Genomic DNA, 15,724 nt, shown 5'->3' on the forward strand with positions numbered 1-15,724 from the left:
GCTGACGCTCGCTCATGCCGGCACCCCGCTGCGCTGCGTGGGCGCCAGGCCCAGGGCGAGCAGCTCGGCGCGGGTGAAGGCCAGCTCCGCGGCGATGCCGACGGCCAGCTCCGCGTCGGTGCGCGGGCGCCGCGCGGCCGGCAGCACCCCCCAGGTGTACGTCTCGACGTCGAGGTGGTCGCAGCCCGCCTCCGGCCCGGCGTAGAGCGCGGCCAGGGCGGCGCGCAGCACCGGCAGGGTCGAGCCCAGCGGCGGCTCGGGCGGGGCGTGCAGCGGCACGTGGTAGTGCACCCGCCAGGGGCCGGGCAGCCGCGCGGCCAGGGCGGCGTCCAGGTCGTCGGCGGCGTGGGCGGGGTCGGCGGGATCCGCCGCCCCCGTGCAGCCGGCCGCGCGGGTCTGGTGCAGGAAGCGCGGCTCCACCCAGCGGCGCAGCGCCGGCGTCGCCCAGGCCGGCGCCTCGATGGCGGCCGAGACCTGCACCTTCACCACCGGCAGCCCCGCCGTCCGCAGCCGGCCCAGCGCCTCGGCGGGTTCCTCCCAGGCGCAGGCGAGGTGGGCGAGGTCCAGGCAGACGCCGAGCCGGTCGGTGTCCACGCCGGACAGGGCCGCGACGGCCTGCCCGGTGCTCTCCACCACGCAGCCCGGCTCCGGCTCGAACCCGACCCGCACGCTGCGGCCGGTCGCCCGCTCGACGGCCGCCAGACCCGCCGACAGCTCGTCGAGCCGGCGGCGGGCGGCGTCCGCGCGGGCGGCGTCCCAGGGCCGCCGCCAGGCCAGCGGCAGGGTGGAGACCGAGCCCCGGGCCGCGTCGTCGGGCAGCAGGTCGGCGAGCACCCGGGCGAGGTCCAGGGTGTACGCGAGCCGCCCGCCCGTCGTCCAGTCGGGGTGGTAGACGTCGCCCTTGACCACGGGAGCCTGGAAGGCCGCGTACGGGAAGCCGTTGAGCGTGACCACCTCCAACCCCCGGGCGGTCAGCGCGGCCCGCAGCCGGCGGCGGGCGGCGGGGTCGGCGGCCAGCTCGGCGGCGACCGGGGCGGCCAGCCACAGCCCGAGGCCGAGCAGGTCGGCGCCGGCCGCCTCGCGTACGGGCACGGCGTGGGTGTCCAGTTGGCGCAGGATGCCGGCGAGGTCCTCGGCGGGGTGCACGTTCGTGCAGTAGCCGAGGTGGACGGTGTCGCCGCCGGCGTGCCGCAGCCGCATCAGCTGCCGCCGCGCAGGATCGAGTTGCCCGCCCAGGTGCCGAGCGGCGGGTCGGCGGCGGCGTGCTCCAGGTCCGTCAGGTCGAGCCGCCCGGACTGGCCGTAGAACTCGACCGGGTTGCGCCACAGCACCCGGTCCACGTCGTCGTCGGTGAAGCCGGCCAGCAGCATCGCCTCCCCGGTGGCCCGGGTGAGCAGCGGGTCCGAGCGCCCCCAGTCGGCCGCCGAGTTGACCAGCACCCGCTCGGTCCCGTACGCCCGCAGCAGCTCCACCATGCGCGGCGGCGACATCTTGGTGTCGGGGTAGATGGAGAAGCCCAGCCAGCAGCCGGTGTCGCGGACCAGCCCCACCGTCACCTCGTTGAGGTGGTCGAGCACCACCCGGCCCGGCGCGACGCCGGACTCGGCGACGACGGCGAGGCTGCGTTCGACGCCCCGCGCCTTGTCCCGGTGCGGGGTGTGCACCAGGGCCGGCAGGTCGTGGGCCACGGCCAGGGCGAGCTGGGCGGCGAACGCCTCGTCCTCCTCCGGCGTCATCGAGTCGTAGCCGATCTCGCCGACCGCCACCACGGCGTCCTTGTCGAGGTAGCGCGGCAGCAGGTCGAGCACCGGGCGGCAGCGCGGGTCGTTGGCCTCCTTCGGGTTGAGCGCGACCGTGGCGTGGTGGCGGATCCCGAACTGCCCGGCCCGGAACGGCTCCCAACCGACCAGCGAGTCGAAGTAGTCGGCGAAGGAGGCGGGGCTGGTGCGGGGCTGGCCGAGCCAGAACGCCGGCTCCACCACCGCCCGTACGCCGGCGGCGGCCATCCGCTCGTAGTCGTCGGTGGTCCGCGAGGTCATGTGGATGTGCGGGTCGAAGATGCGCATCAGGCCTCCTGGATTTCGCGCAGCCGGGTGAGCAGGTCGGTCGCGTCCGCCGGCATGGCGCGCCCGGCGGCCTGCCGCTCGGCGGCCAGCGACGCGAGCATCGCGGCGAGTTCGCCGTCGGCGCGGGCGTCGAGGTCGTGCACCACGGCCAGCGGCACGCCGGTGAAGACGCACTTGAGCACCGCCTGCCGCCAGGCGGCCGGGTCGAGGTGCCGGGCGTACGGGCCGAGGGCGGCGGCCAGCAGCCGGGTGTCGTTGGTGCGGATCGCGTCGTGCAGCAGCGGCGTCCCGGCCGCGCCGACCGGCAGCAGCGGCAGGGCCTTGAGCACGGCCCGCTTCTCGGCGGCGTCGCCCTGCCGGTAGCGGGTCCCGGCGTGGGCCGCGTGGTCGGCCGGCAGCGCGGTCAGCAGCAGGGCCCGGGCCGCCTCGTCGGCGCTCCAGCCGGGCGCCCCGGGCAGCGGTGCCCGGCCGCAGCGCCGCCCGGCGGCCGGGAAGAACCGGTCGATCGTCGCCGGTTCGGCCGCCACCCGCCGCAGCGCCTCGTCCAGCCAGTCGGGTTCGGGTACGCCCCGCAGCGCGGCCCGCAGTTGATCCGGTGTCATCCCGTCTCCTCCCTCGTGCTGCCGACGTGGCCTCGTCACCGTCGCTGGCCTGCCGCCTCCTTCGCGGCGGCACCCGTTTCGGGGCGTGCCGCCTTCGTCGCGGCGGCGCGCAGGAAGTCGAGCGAGCGGGCCGCGACGGCGGGGGCGGCGTGCGAGTGCCGGGGCAGTTCCACGGCGACGAGGCCCCGGTAGCCGGCGTCGCTGAGGGCCCGCAGCACGGGCGGGAAGTCGATCTCCCCCGCGCCGAACTCCAGGTGCTCGTGCACGCCCCGGCGCATGTCGTCGATCTGCACGTTGACCAGGTACGCGCCGACCTCACGTACGCACTCGGGGACACCTCGCGGCTCCAGGCAGCGGCAGTGCCCGATGTCGAGGGTGATGCCGAAGCGGGCCGGATCGCCGAGCGCGGCGCGCAACCGGCGCCAGCCGGCGATGTCCTCGACCAGCATGCCCGGCTCCGGCTCGAAGCCGAGGGTCGTGCCGGCCGCCTCGGCGGCGTCGAGCACCGTCGCGCAGCCGGCGACCAGCCGGTCCCAGGCGGTCTCCGGTGCGACGGCGTCGGGTCGTACGCCGGACCAGAGGGAGACGGCCTCCGCGCCCAGGTCGGCGCCGATCCGCACGGCCCGGCGCAGGAACTCGACGCGCCGCGCCGGGTCGTCGTGCAGCAGCGTCGGGGCGTGCTTGTGCCACGGGTCGAGCAGGTAGCGGGCGCCGGTCTCGACGACCACGGCGAGGTCGAGCGCCGCGAGCCGGCGAGCGACGGCGGCCACCCGGCGGGCCAGCGCGGGCGCGAACGGGTCGAGGTGGTCGTGGTCCAGGGTGAGCGCGACGCCCTGGTAGCCCAGGTCGGCGACGACGGCGAGCGCGTCGGTCAGCCGGTGGTTGGCGAACCCGTTGGTGCCGTACCCGAACCGGAGCCCGCCGTCGCCGTCGGCCGGGCCGGCCACCGCCGTGGCCCGGGGGCCCGGCGCGGGGCGGGTCGGGGCGGTCATGTCGGGGAGATCCTTCGGGCGAGCCGGCCGCCGAGCGGCGCGGCCGCCGCCACCACCAGCCCCAGCAGCCCGGCCCCGGCGCGTGCGGTGAGGGCGCCCTGCAACGCGGGCAGCCCGGTGATCCCGGCTCCCACCGCCGCCCGCACCCGGCCGGGGCGGGGGTCGGCCGCCGCCCGGGCCTGGGCCGCGCCGTAGCGGGCCGCGTACCAGCCGGCCAGCAGCGCCGGAAGTGCGCCGGCCGGGCCTCGCCGGGGGACGCGGCCGGACGGGTCGGCGGGTGCCGCGCCGGTGCCGGCCCGGGAACGACGGTCCGGCCGGGTGAGGGGTGGCGCGGCGGCGCCCGCGGCGACCAGGGCGGTGCCGGCGAGGGTACGCAGCGGCAGCGCGGCGTCGGCGCCGGTGACCTCGCGGCGGGAGAGCGCGGTGACCGTCCACGTGTGCGCGGCCACGGTGACCGCCGCCGGCACCGCCCGCAGCGCCCGGCCACCCGTCGCGCCGAGGAGGACGTCCAGCCCCCGGCAGGCGGCCATCACGGCCGGGCCGGCGGCCGTCGACTTCGCCGCCAGGTCGTACCCCCAGACGGCGGCGGCGAGCGGGACCGCGACAGTCGCGGCGCGCCGGCCCCCGGCGGCGGTGGCCAGTGCGACCCCGGCGGCGGTGAGCCCGGCGGCGAGGCCGAGCGCGGCCCCGGGGGCCACCCGGCCGCTGGGGATGGGCCGCTCGGGGCGTTCGACGGCGTCCAGCCGGCGGTCGGCCCAGTCGTTGGCGGCCATCCCCGCCCAGTAGAGCAGGACGGACGCGGCGGCCAGCGCGGGCGTACGCCGCCCGAGCGTGCCGGCGGCCGCCGCCCCGGCGACGACGTCCCCGGGCACCGAGAGCGCGGCCGGCGCCCGGACCAGTTCGGCGAGGTCAGCGAGGCGCGGCATCGGGGCCTCCCGCGTGCAGCCGGTGGGCGAAGCCGCACAGCCGGGTCCACTGGTCGGCCAGCGAGTGGGTGGACGTGCCGAGCGGGTCCTTGAAGAAGAAGGCGAGGTCGGTCAGGGGGCCGGCGTGGCCGGCGGCGTGCGCGGCGGCAGCGAGTCGGGCCAGGTCGAGCACGAGGGGCGCGGCCAGGGCGGAGTCGCAGCCGTGCCAGGTGAACTCCATCCGCATCCCGGTGCCGAGGAACCCGGCGAACGTGATCAGGTCCCAGGCGGTCTTGAAGTCGCCAAGCGCCTCGACGTACTCGATCCGGGTGCCGCCCTGCGGCAGGTGGCCGAGGGTCTCGCCGAGCACCCGCTGCTTGCTCTCCACCTTGGCCGCGTTGGCCGCCGGGTCGGCGAGGGTGGCGCCGTCGCCGCCGCCGAGCAGGTTGACCCCGGACCAGGAGCGCACCGCCAGGTGCCGCATCGCGAACATCGGCGCGAGCACGGACTTGACCAGCGTCTCCCCCGTCTTGCCGTCGTGCCCGGCGTACGGGATCCCGCGCTCGGCGGCCAGCGCCACCAGGGCCGGGAGTCGCAGCCCGGTGGACGGGGTGAAGTCGACGTACGGGCAGCCCGCCCGCACCGCCGCGTACGCGTAGAGGGAGCTGGGCGGCAGCACCTCGTCGGGGCCGGCGAGCGCGGCGGCCAGCGCGCCCGGGTCGGCGTGGCCCGGGTGCGGGCGGGCGGCGGGTTCGGTGGCCGACACGTTGACCACCACCACCCGGTCCAGCCCGTGCCGGCGGCGGAAGTCGGTGAGGTCGCGTACGGTCGCGGCGGCCCGGTCCGCCTGGGTGCCGCCGGCGGGGGCCGGCCGCAGCTCACGTTCGACGGCGGCCAGCTCGTCGGGGAGGGCGGCGACCAGCCGGCCGGGCAGCACGCCGGCGGCGGCCAGGGTCTCGGCCCGCTTCGCCAGCGGGGTGGTGACGACGTCGTGCCCGCCGAGGACCAGGTCGGTGAAGGCCGGCAGGGCGGGCCCGCGCAGGTCGGGCAGCTCGGTGACGCAGCCGGTCGGGCCGGTGAGCCCGGACCGCAGGGCGAGCGCCCCCACGATGCTGGTGGTCGCGACCGAGCCGCGTGCTCCCACCAGCCAGACACCCGTACGCATGGTGCTCCTTCCCGATCAGGAGGAACCAGCCGTGCATTGAGTTATATAGATATCAGAAGTTTGTTCGGAAAGATACGCATCTATGCGGATGGGCCCCGTCCGCCGGCCGCTCCGGGAGGAGCCCACCGGTCCGGTGTCGACGTCGGCGGCGACGACCCCGGCCCGGATCCCGGCGCGGGCACGGACGGACGGGGCTGGCAGGCAGGGCCGGTCGGCGTCCCGTCCCTGCCTCCCCCGCATCCGCCGGTCGGGACGACGGCGCGCGCCGACCGGACGTCGTGGGGTGACACGGCCCGGCGACGGTCGCCGGGTGGTGACGGTCCTCCGGTGCGACCGGGGAATCCCGGTCCGGCCGCACCGGACGACCGTTCTGCTCGTGCGTCACCGGGCCACGCCGGCCCGGCCGCACGTCCTCCGGCTCCGACCTCGTCCCGGCCGCGGGGCGCAACCGCGGCCGGTCCCTCGCCGGTCGGCGCCGGAGTCGGCTCAGGCGGCGACCGTGGCCAGGGCCGGCTCCACCTCGGTCCACGAGGAGCCGAGCTCCGCCGACCGGGTCACCGCGTCCAGCACCAACTGGACCTGCAACCCGTCGACGAAGGAGGGCGCCGGGTCGACGCCGGTGGCGACCGCCTCGACGAAGTCCCGCATCTGGTGGGTGAAGGAGTGCTCGTAGCCGATGAGGTGGCCGGGCGGCCACCACGCGGACATGTACGGGTGCTCCCCCTCGGTCACCAGGATGCGGCTGAACCCCTGCTCGGCGGCGGGTCGCGTCGCGTCGTAGAACTCCAGCTCGTTGAGGCGCTCCAGGTCGAAGGCCACCGTGCCCAGCGAGCCGTTGATCTCCACCCGGAGGGCGTTCTTGCGTCCCGTGGCGAAGCGGCTCGCCTCGTACGTCGCCAGCACGCCGCCGTCGAGGCGGGCCACGAAGACCGCCGCGTCGTCGACGGTGACCGCCCCGGTGGCCGGGCGGTGGCCGTCGGCACCGTTGCCGTCGGCCGCCGCCCCGTCCACCGTCGCCGCCAGCCCGCTCGACCCGGCCGGCAGCGGCCGCTCCTTGACGAACGTCTCGGTGACCGCGCTGACCCCGGTGATCCGCCGGCCGGTGACGTACTGGGTCAGGTCGATGATGTGCGCGCCGATGTCGCCGAGCGCGCCGGAGCCGGCCTTGTCCCGCTGCAACCGCCACACGAGGGGGAACTGCGGGTCCACGATCCAGTCCTGCAGGTACGTCGCCCGGACGTGCCGGATCACCCCGAGCCGCCCGTCGGCGACGAGCTGGCGCATCATCGCGACCGCCGGCACCCGCCGGTAGTTGAACCCGCACATCGACCGCACCCCGGCGGCCTGCGCGGTGACCGCCGCGGCGGCCATCGCCCGGGCCTCGGAGACCGTGTTGGCCAACGGCTTCTCGCACAGCACGTGCTTGCCGGCGGCCAGCGCGGCGAGGGCGATCTCGGCGTGGCTGTCCCCGGGCGTGCAGACGTCGACCACGTCGATGTCGTCCCGGGCGATCAGGTCACGCCAGTCGGTCGTGTACGCGTCCCAGCCGAGCCGGTCGGCGGCGTCGGCCACCTTCCCGGCGTCCCGGCCGCAGATCAGCGACATCCGGGCCCGCGCCGGCAGGTCGAACACCCGGTTCACGGTGCGCCACGCCTGCGAGTGCGCGGCGCCCATGAACGCGTAGCCGACCATGCCGACCCGCAGTTCTCTGTCTGTCGTGGACAAGGTGGGTCTCCCCCCGTGTATCAGAACCCGAGCTTGAGGTAGCTGCCCGCGTTCTCCTTGGTGATCGTCTCGGAGGCGAGGATGATCTCCTTGGGCACCTGGAGTTCCACCAGGTCGGACATGCCCTTGCCCTGGCCGATCAGCCGGGCCAGGGAGATGGCCGAGGAGGCCATCGAGGGGCTGTAGGTCACCGTCGCCTTCAGCACCGTGTTGTCCGCCTGGATGTCCTCCATCGCCTTCTTCGAGCCGGCGCCGCCGACCATGAAGAACTCCTTGCGGCCGCTCTGGTTGACCGCGGCCAGCACGCCGATGCCCTGGTCGTCGTCGTGGTTCCAGAGCGCGTCGATCTTCGGCAGGGCCTGGAGCAGCTGCGCCGCCTCCTGCTGTCCCGAGTCGGCCGTGAACCGGGCCGCCCGGCGGTTGGCGACCTTGAAGCCGCTCGCCGTCAGGGTGTCGACGAAGCCCTTCGACCGCTCCTGGGTCAGCTCCAGCTCGTCCATGCCCGCGATCTCGCCGATCACCGGGTTGCTGACGCCCTTGGCCTTGAACTGCTCGATCATGTAGGTGGCGGCGGCCACGCCCATGCCGTAGTTGTCGCCCTTGATCTGGAGCCGGTAGGCCCGCGCGTCGGGGAACGCCCGGTCCAGGTTGACCACCGGTATGCCGGCCTTCATCGCCTCCAGCCCGAACGCGTTGAGCTCCTTGCCGTCGTGCGGCAGCAGCACGATCACGTCCGGCTTCTGCGAGATCAGCGTGGACAGCGCCGCCCGCTGGGCCGCCGCGTCCGCGCCGGCCTCGACCGACTTGAACTCCACGTCGGAGTACGCCCCGGCCTGCGCCTTGGCGTTGTTGGTGATGGCGGCGATCCAGCCGTGGTCGGCGGCCGGCGCGGAGAAGCCGATGACGACCCGCTTGCCGGGCTCGTTGTTGCCGCCCGGCGCGGCTGCCGCCTTGGTCTGCGCCTCGGTCGGCTTGGTCTCGTTGCTGGTGCAGCCGGCGAGCAGCACGCCGGCGCCGACGGCGGCCCCGCCGAAGAGCAGCCGGCGACGCGACATGTCGCGACTGTGCTGGGTCATGACGACCTCCTGGGTTGACGGTGGTGGAGGAAATCTCGCGGTGCGGGACGGAAGAGCGCGTGCGGTGCCCGGCCACCGTCGCTGAGGTGGCCCGGATGCCGCGCGGTCGGTGCGGTGAGGGGTCAGGTGGTGGTGAGCCGGTTGCGGCCCAGGAACTGGGTGAGGCTGCGGAACTGGACCTGCTGGACCAGGACGGCGGCGACGATGATGCCGCCCTTGACCATGTTCTGGGCCTCCGTGGAGAGGCCGTTGATGGCGAAGAGGTTGGTGATGGTGGCGAAGATGACCACCCCGAGCAGGGAACCGATGATGGTGCCCCGCCCGCCGCTGAGCAGCGTGCCGCCGATGATCGCGGCGGCGATCGCGTCCAGCTCGTAGAGGTTCGCCATCGCCGCCTGCGCCGAGTTGGCCTGGGCGGTGAGCATGATGGCGGCGATCCCGCAGCAGAGCCCGGAGAGCGCGTAGAGCAGCACGGTGTGCCGCCGGACGTTGATGCCGGCGAGCCGGGCGGCCTCCGGGTTGCCGCCGACGGCGACCGTACGCCGGCCGAAGGTGGTGCGGTTGAGCAGCACCCAGCCGGCGGCCACCACGGCGGCGAGGATGTAGACCAGCAGCGGGATGCCCAGCAGGCTGTTGCTGGCGAGGCCGTTGATGAAGCCGTTCTCCGACACCTGGGTCTGCTTGTCGGAGATCTCGGCGGCCAGGCCCCGCGCCGCCACCAGCATGGCGAGGGTCGCGATGAACGGCACCAGCCGGCCGTACGAGATGAGCAGCCCGTTGACCAGGCCGACCGCCAGCCCGACGGTGAGCGCGCTGAAGATCATGCCGCCGGCGCCGTAGCTCTGAGTGGCCACCGTGGTGCACCAGACACCGGCCAGCGCGACGATCGCGCCGACGGAGAGGTCGATGCCGCCGCCGATGATCACGAAGGTCATGCCGACGGTGACCACGCCGACCACGGCCGCCAGCTTGAGGATGCTCAGGACGTTGTCCCACACCCAGTCGGGATCGGAGTACAGGTCGGAGCGGGTGAGGGCGCCGATCACGACGAGCACGGCCAGCACCCCGATCAGGCCGAGGTTGCGGCGGGCACCCTCGCCGCCGTCCCCCCGCCACCAGGAGATCCGGCCCGGTGCCGCCACCTTGTCGACGGCCGCCGCGGTCTGCGCCGGGTCCACCGGCGGCGACTGCGCCGGCAGCTGCGCCACCTGCTCCGGCGCGGCCGTGGGAGTGGGACCGTCGGTCATGCGGGTGCGCCTTCCATCAGGGACCCCGCCATGACGAGGTCGAGCACGGTGTTCTCGTCGAGTTCGCGGGCCGGGGCCTCGTGGACGACCCGCCCCTCCCGCATCACCAGCACCCGGTCGGCCAGGCCGAGCACCTCGGGGACCTCGCTGGAGACCAGCAGCACCCCGACGCCGCGCGCGGCCAGCCCCCGGATCACCTGGTAGAGCTCCGCCCGGGCGCCGACGTCGACGCCCCGGGTCGGTTCGTCGAGCAGCAGCAGCCGGGTGTCGCCGAGCAGCCAGCGGCCGACCACCACCTTCTGCTGGTTGCCGCCGGAGAGGGTGCGCACCGGCCGGCGTACGTCGCGGGGGCGCAGCTCCAGGCTCTCGGCGATCCGGTCCGCCTCGGCCCGTTCCCGTCCGGCGTCGGTGAACCCGGCGCGGGCGTAGCGGGCGAAGGTCGCCAGGGTCACGTTGCGGTAGATCGGCTCGCCCAGCAGCAGCGCCTGGCTCTTGCGCTCCTCGGGGGCCATCCCCATGCCGGCCCGCACCGCCGCGCCGACGCTGCCGGGGCGCAGCGCCCGGCCGGCCATCCGCACCGAGCCGGCGTCGGCACGGCGCGCGCCGTAGATGGTCTCCAGCAGCTCGGAGCGGCCCGAGCCGACCAGCCCGGCGATGCCGACGATCTCGCCGGCCCGCACGCCGAGCGAGACGTCGGCGAACTCGCCGGCCCGGGTCAGCCCCTCGACCGTGAGCAGTTCCGCGCCGCCCGCCGCGCCGGCCGGGCGGTCCGGGAAGACGTACTCGATGGTGCGGCCGGTCATCCGGCTGACCAGGTCGCGGGTCGGGGTGTCGCGGGCCGACAGGTTCGCCGCGGTGGTCCGGCCGTCCTTGAGTACGGTGACCCGGTCGCCGATCTCGCGGATCTCCTCCAGCCGGTGCGAGATGTAGATGACGGCGATGCCCTGCGCGGTCAGCTCCCGGATGATCCGGAACAGGTTGCCCACCTCGTCGTGGGCCAGCACGGCGCTCGGCTCGTCCATGATGATCAGCCGGGCCTCGTGGGAGAGGGCGCGGGCCATGCTGACGATCTGCTTGCCGGCGGCGGGCAGCGCGCGCACCATCCGACCGGGCGGGATCTCGGCGTGGCCGAGCCGGCCGAGGATCTGCCGGGTGTGCCGGGCCATGGCGCCCCGCCGGACGAAGCCGAGCCGGCGCGGCTCGTGGCCGAGGAAGGCGTTCTCCGCGACCGAGAGGTCCTCGACCAGGTCGAGTTCCTGGTAGATGGTGGCGATGCCGGCGCGCATGGCGGCCTGCGGGTTGGCGAAGGTCGTCGGCTCGCCCCGCCACTCGACGAGCCCCGAGTCGGGCCGGTGCACCCCGGCCAGCACCTTGATCAGGGTGGACTTGCCGGCGCCGTTCTGCCCGAGCAGGCAGTGCACCTCGCCGGCGCGTACCTCCAGCTGCACCCCGTCCAGGGCCCGTACGCCCGGGAAGGTCTTGACCACGTCGGTGAGGCGCAGCACCACCTCGCCCGCGACAGCGCCGGCGGGCGCCTCGACCAGTTGCTCACTCATGATGCCTCCGCGAAGGCCACGTCGCTGGCCAGCACGGCGGCACCGGCGACGCCAGCGCGCGGGCCCAGCTCGGACAGGACGACGGGCAGGTTGCCGGTGGCCAGCGGCAGCGACCGGCGGTAGACGACGCTGCGGATCTCGGCGAGGAGGATGTGCCCGAGCTGGGCGAGCCCGCCGCCGATCACGATCATCGACGGATTGGTGAAGCTGACCAGCCCGGCCAGGACCCCACCCACCCGCCGACCCCCGTCGCGGATCAGCTGGATGCACGTCACGTCCCCCTCGACGGCGCCCCCGGCGACGTCCAGCGCGGTCACCGCGCCGTGCGCGGCGAGGCGTTCGGCCAGCGCCGGCGACACCCCGCTGCGCGCGGCGGCGGTCGCGTCCTTGGCCAGCGCGGCCCCGCTGAACAGCGCCTCCAGGCAGCCGACGTTGCCGCAGGAGCACATCGGGCCCTGCGCGTCGACCTGGATGTGGCCGATGTCCCCGGCGCAGCCGTCGGTGCCCCGGTAGACCTCGCCGCTGAGGTAGATCCCGCACCCTATTCCGGTGCCGATCTTCACGAAGAGGAAGTCGTCCACGGAGTGGGCGACCCCGCCGTGCCGCTCCCCGATGGCCATGATGTTGACGTCGTTGTCGACCACCGCCGGGCAGCCGTGCTCGCGGGTGAGCAGCTCGCGCACCGGGAACCGGTCCCACCCGGGCATGATCGGCGGGGAGACCGGCACGCCGTCGCGGAAGCTGACCGGGCCGGGCACCCCGATGCCGACGGCGTCGAGCCGCTCGTAGGCGCCGTCGACCCGGGCCTTGTGCAGCAGCTCGTTGACCCGCTGGAGGATCACCTTCGGGCCGGTGCGGATGTCGGCCGCCTCGGCGTACGCGGCGACCGGCTCCAGCCGGCCGTTGATCACCTCGACGTCGATGGAGCTGGCGCCGAGGTCGACGGCGGCGAAGCGCAGGCGCGGGCTCAGCTCGACCAGGGTGGAACGGCGACCGCCCCGGGAGGCGGCCAGCCCCGCCTCGGCGACGTAGCCGAGGGCGACGAGCCGTTCCAGCTCCGCCAGCAGCCGGGGACGGGGCATCTGCAACCGGTCGCCCAACTCGGCCCGGGACACCGCGCCCTCGTCACGGAGCAGCCGCAGCAGCCGTACGTGCAGGGGGTCGACCGTCCGCACCGGACTCACCTCTTCGCGGGCTCGTTCACATCGACGTGATGCCGAGGTGTCGTGCCGACACAGTAGGAGTGTTCCGTGTCACGTGTCCAGAGCTTCGGCCGGTTTGACGCGAACTTTTGTCCGAACGAGCAAAAGCATCGGAAGGATCAGGAAAAGCGCACGGCCCGGAGCGGGCGGAAGCGCGCCGACGCCCCGCCACCGGTGACGGGTGGCGGGGCGTCGGCAGGTGCGGACGCGGTCAGCTGCGGTTGGCGGCGTTGCGCTTCTTCCTGAGCTTGCGGTCGTCGCGCAGCTCGACGTACGGCTCCTCGTCCGGGGAGTGGCCCGCCTCGATGGCGCGGCTGCGCTCCAGCTCGGCGTCGAACTCCGCGCCGAGGAGGATCGCGATGTTGCTCAGCCACAGCCAGATCAGGAAGACGATCACACCGGCGAGCGCCCCGTACGTCTTGTTGTACGAGCCGAAGTTGCTGACGTAGAGCGCGAACAGGCCCGAGATCACCAACCAGATGACCACCGCCAGCAGGCCTCCGGGGCTGACCCAGCGGAAGCCGCCGTGCCGCGCGTTCGGCGACGCCCAGTAGAGGATCGCGAACATCAGGCTCACCAGGAGCAGCAGCACCGGCCACTTGGCGATGTTCCACACGGTCACCGCCGTGGAGCCCAGCCCGATCGCCTCCCCGACCTGCTCGGCGAGGCCGCCGGTGAAGACCACGATCACGGCGCTGGCCAGCAGCATCACGCCGATCACCGCGGTCACCCCGACGCGGATCGGCAGCGTCTTCCAGATCGGCCGTCCCTCCGGCACGTCGTAGATGGTGTTGGAGGCGCGCATGAACGCGGCGACGTAACCCGACGCCGACCAGAACGCGGCGAGCAGACCGAGGATCGCGGCGAAGCCGGCGAAGCCGCCGCTCTGCTGCGCCTGGTCGATCGCCCCCTCGACGATCTGCCGGATGCTGTCCTGCGGGACGACGTCGTTGACCGTGTCCTTGACGCCCTCCGTGGCCCGCGGGCCGAGCAGGCCGAGGATCGAGACCAGCACCAGCAGGCCGGGGAAGATGGAGAGCACCCCGTAGTACGTCAGCGCCGCCGCCCAGTCGGTCAGGCTGTCGTCCTGGAACTCCCGTACCGTGCGGCGCAGCGCGGCCTTCCAACCGGCGCCCGGCAGCTCGGTCGGGCTGTCGGGACCCTCGTCGGGCCCGACCGGGCCGCGACCCGGGCGGTGCCGCTCGGCACGGACGGGGTCGGACCCCCGGTCCGCGCGGCCCGTCCGGCGGTCGCCCACCCGGCCGGCCGCCGCCCCGGAATCGTCGCGGTCGCGTCCGCTGCGGGTGGAGGACTCGTCGGAGGCCATCGCCCCTCCTCGTGGTCGGTGTCAGTCCCCCTCGACATGCCCAGGCAGCGGCCGCCGTTAACCACCAGGGCCTGTTTCATGAGGGCGGTCGAGCCGAGGCGGAGTCCGGGCGGCGATCCGGCAAGGCGCGGTTTCGTCCGGATACCGGTGTTGTATCCGGACGAAACCGCAACGCCGCCGGTCGTCGTCCGGGCCCGCCGCAGGCCGGCCAGTTCTTATGAACAGGCCCTAGCCGTAGAGCAACCTGCCCATCCGGCGCGAGGCGACCAGCAGCCCCAGGACCATCGCCGCGAGCAGGTAGAGCACGTCGAGCACCCACTCCCAGCCGGCCGCGCCCACGGAGACGCCGCGGATGAGGTGCACCGCACGGTAGAGCGGCGTCACCTCCACCGCCCAGCGCAGCGCGGCCGGGTAGGCCTCGGCGGGGACGAACGTGCCGGAGAAGAGGAAGAGGGTGAACTGGGCCGCCGACATCAGGTCGAAGTCGTGCCAGCTGCGCATGAAGGTGGTGATCGCCATGCCCAGCGCGCCGAAGGCGAAGCCGACCAGCACGGCCGCCGGGAAGGCGACCAGCGCCCGCGCCGCGGTGGTCAGCTCCATCACCACCATCACCACCAGGAAGGCGGCCGAGTACGCGCTGCCGCGCAGCATCGCCCAGAGCAGCTCCCCCAGCGCGATCTCGAACGGCTGCACCGGGGTGGCGATCACCCCGTCGTACAGCTTCATCTGCTTCATCTTGCCGAAGAAGTTGAAGGTCGTCTCCGACAGCGCGCCGGACATGGCCGACGACGCGAGCATGGCCGGCGCGACGAACGCCGCGTAGGTGACGACCTCGCCGCCGGGCAGCGTGAGGTCGCCGACCAGCGTGCCGACCCCGACACCGATGGAGAGCAGGTAGAGCAGCGGCTCCACGAACCCGGAGACGAGCAGCAGCCAGTAGACGGCCTTCAGGGCCGCGACGTTGCGCTCGGCCACGGAGACCGACCGGCGGGACGCGGCGGTCAGCCGGGGCAGGACGAGAGCGACCACTGCGACTCCTCCTAGACGACCAGCCTGCGACGGAACGCGCGCCGGGCCAGCAGCCAGCCGCCGACCGCCCAGGCCGCGAGGTAGAGCAGGTGGCCGGCGACCGACCACTGCGGAGCGACGCCGAGCGCCGCCGCCCGGCACAGGTCCACGCCGTGCCAGAGCGGGGTCGCGTACGCCAGCCAGCGCAGCGCCAGCGGCAACGACTCGACGGGGAAGAACACGCCGGCGAAGAGCGTCATCGGGATCACCGCGAAGCGGAGCAGCATCGCGAGCCAACTGTCGACGGAGACCACCGACGCGTACGCGAAGGTCGGCGCGGCGACCGCCAGCCCGAGCAGCGCCGTCACCGGCAGCGCGGCGAGCGCCCACGGCGAGCGCAGCGCCCCGAACAGGGCCGTCACCAGCAGGAACGCCGCGACGGTGGTGACCACCCGGAACACCACGAAGGCCAGGTGCCCGCCGAGGATGTCGCCCACCCGCAGCGGCGCCGCGCTCTGCGCGACGTAGGTCCTGACCCACTGGAAGTTGCCGAACACGGGCCACGTCGACTCGCTGACGGCCGTCTGCAACGCGGTCGACGCGATCAGGCCGGGCACGATCCAGTCGAGGTAGCTCACCCCGTCGATGCCCTGGTCGATGTAGGAGCCGACGCCGACGCCGAAGCCGAGGACGGTCAGCACCGGCAGCAGGAACGACGAGAAGATCCCCGCCCGCCAGGTGCGCCGGTAGCCGACGAGATGGTGCGCCAGCACCGCGAGCGCCGGCACCCGCGGCAACCTCGGGCGCGCGCGTTCCCGCGCCGACTGCGCCACGCTCACGCGACCACCCCCGT

At 74.4% G+C, this 15,724-nt stretch carries 14 protein-coding genes; all 14 read right to left on the reverse strand.

Going from position 1 to position 15,724, the window contains the following annotated elements:
* Positions 1 to 12: 12 nt before the first annotated feature.
* The 14 genes from eboE to ACN27A_RS13570 all read right to left on the reverse strand — a co-directional run bounded on the left by eboE (position 13) and on the right by ACN27A_RS13570 (position 15,704).
* Positions 13 to 1,200, reverse strand: coding sequence for a metabolite traffic protein EboE (gene eboE, locus ACN27A_RS13505; protein WP_421453160.1), 1,188 nt, complete (start codon positions 1,198 to 1,200; stop codon positions 13 to 15).
* Entirely contained in the window at positions 1,200 to 2,066 is an 867-nt protein-coding gene (locus ACN27A_RS13510) for a TatD family hydrolase (RefSeq protein ID WP_421453162.1), read from the reverse strand. Before ACN27A_RS13510 ends, eboE begins: the two co-directional genes overlap by 1 nt.
* Positions 2,066 to 2,668, reverse strand: a complete 603-nt coding sequence (locus tag ACN27A_RS13515; protein WP_421453165.1) for an EboA domain-containing protein — start codon at positions 2,666 to 2,668, stop codon at positions 2,066 to 2,068. Before ACN27A_RS13515 ends, ACN27A_RS13510 begins: the two co-directional genes overlap by 1 nt.
* A 35-nt stretch (positions 2,669 to 2,703) precedes the next feature.
* Positions 2,704 to 3,660, reverse strand: coding sequence for a sugar phosphate isomerase/epimerase family protein (locus ACN27A_RS13520; RefSeq protein ID WP_421453168.1), 957 nt, complete (start codon positions 3,658 to 3,660; stop codon positions 2,704 to 2,706).
* Positions 3,657 to 4,586 (reverse strand): SCO3242 family prenyltransferase, encoded by a 930-nt coding sequence (locus ACN27A_RS13525; protein ID WP_421453171.1) that lies wholly within the window; start codon positions 4,584 to 4,586, stop codon positions 3,657 to 3,659. Before ACN27A_RS13525 ends, ACN27A_RS13520 begins: the two co-directional genes overlap by 4 nt.
* Positions 4,570 to 5,730, reverse strand: a complete 1,161-nt coding sequence (locus tag ACN27A_RS13530) for an inositol-3-phosphate synthase (protein WP_421453172.1) — start codon at positions 5,728 to 5,730, stop codon at positions 4,570 to 4,572. The genes ACN27A_RS13525 and ACN27A_RS13530 overlap by 17 nt, the downstream gene beginning before the upstream one ends.
* A 486-nt stretch (positions 5,731 to 6,216) precedes the next feature.
* Complete coding sequence (locus ACN27A_RS13535) at positions 6,217 to 7,422, reverse strand: Gfo/Idh/MocA family protein (protein ID WP_421458455.1); 1,206 nt, start codon at positions 7,420 to 7,422, stop codon at positions 6,217 to 6,219.
* A gap of 53 nt (positions 7,423 to 7,475) precedes the next feature.
* Positions 7,476 to 8,531, reverse strand: coding sequence for a substrate-binding domain-containing protein (locus ACN27A_RS13540; RefSeq protein WP_421453175.1), 1,056 nt, complete (start codon positions 8,529 to 8,531; stop codon positions 7,476 to 7,478).
* A 122-nt stretch (positions 8,532 to 8,653) separates the two neighbouring features.
* Positions 8,654 to 9,778, reverse strand: a complete 1,125-nt coding sequence (locus ACN27A_RS13545; RefSeq protein WP_421453178.1) for an ABC transporter permease — start codon at positions 9,776 to 9,778, stop codon at positions 8,654 to 8,656.
* On the reverse strand, positions 9,775 to 11,334 hold the full coding sequence (locus ACN27A_RS13550; RefSeq protein ID WP_421453181.1) for a sugar ABC transporter ATP-binding protein: 1,560 nt from the start codon (positions 11,332 to 11,334) through the stop codon (positions 9,775 to 9,777). Before ACN27A_RS13550 ends, ACN27A_RS13545 begins: the two co-directional genes overlap by 4 nt.
* Positions 11,331 to 12,509, reverse strand: a complete 1,179-nt coding sequence (locus tag ACN27A_RS13555; RefSeq protein WP_421453183.1) for an ROK family protein — start codon at positions 12,507 to 12,509, stop codon at positions 11,331 to 11,333. Before ACN27A_RS13555 ends, ACN27A_RS13550 begins: the two co-directional genes overlap by 4 nt.
* A gap of 238 nt (positions 12,510 to 12,747) precedes the next feature.
* The gene (locus ACN27A_RS13560; protein WP_421453186.1) at positions 12,748 to 13,863 is read right to left on the reverse strand and encodes a YihY/virulence factor BrkB family protein; all 1,116 of its coding nucleotides are present in this window, start codon (positions 13,861 to 13,863) and stop codon (positions 12,748 to 12,750) included.
* Positions 13,864 to 14,091: 228 nt separating this feature from the next.
* On the reverse strand, positions 14,092 to 14,892 hold the full coding sequence (locus ACN27A_RS13565; RefSeq protein ID WP_421453189.1) for an ABC transporter permease: 801 nt from the start codon (positions 14,890 to 14,892) through the stop codon (positions 14,092 to 14,094).
* 11 nt (positions 14,893 to 14,903) lie between these two features.
* Positions 14,904 to 15,704 (reverse strand): ABC transporter permease, encoded by an 801-nt coding sequence (locus ACN27A_RS13570; protein WP_311411960.1) that lies wholly within the window; start codon positions 15,702 to 15,704, stop codon positions 14,904 to 14,906.
* Positions 15,705 to 15,724 lie beyond the last annotated feature (20 nt).

Origin of the sequence: Micromonospora sp. WMMD737 (genome assembly GCF_049179055.1) — a bacterium.
Lineage (GTDB): Bacteria > Actinomycetota > Actinomycetes > Mycobacteriales > Micromonosporaceae > Micromonospora > Micromonospora reichwaldensis.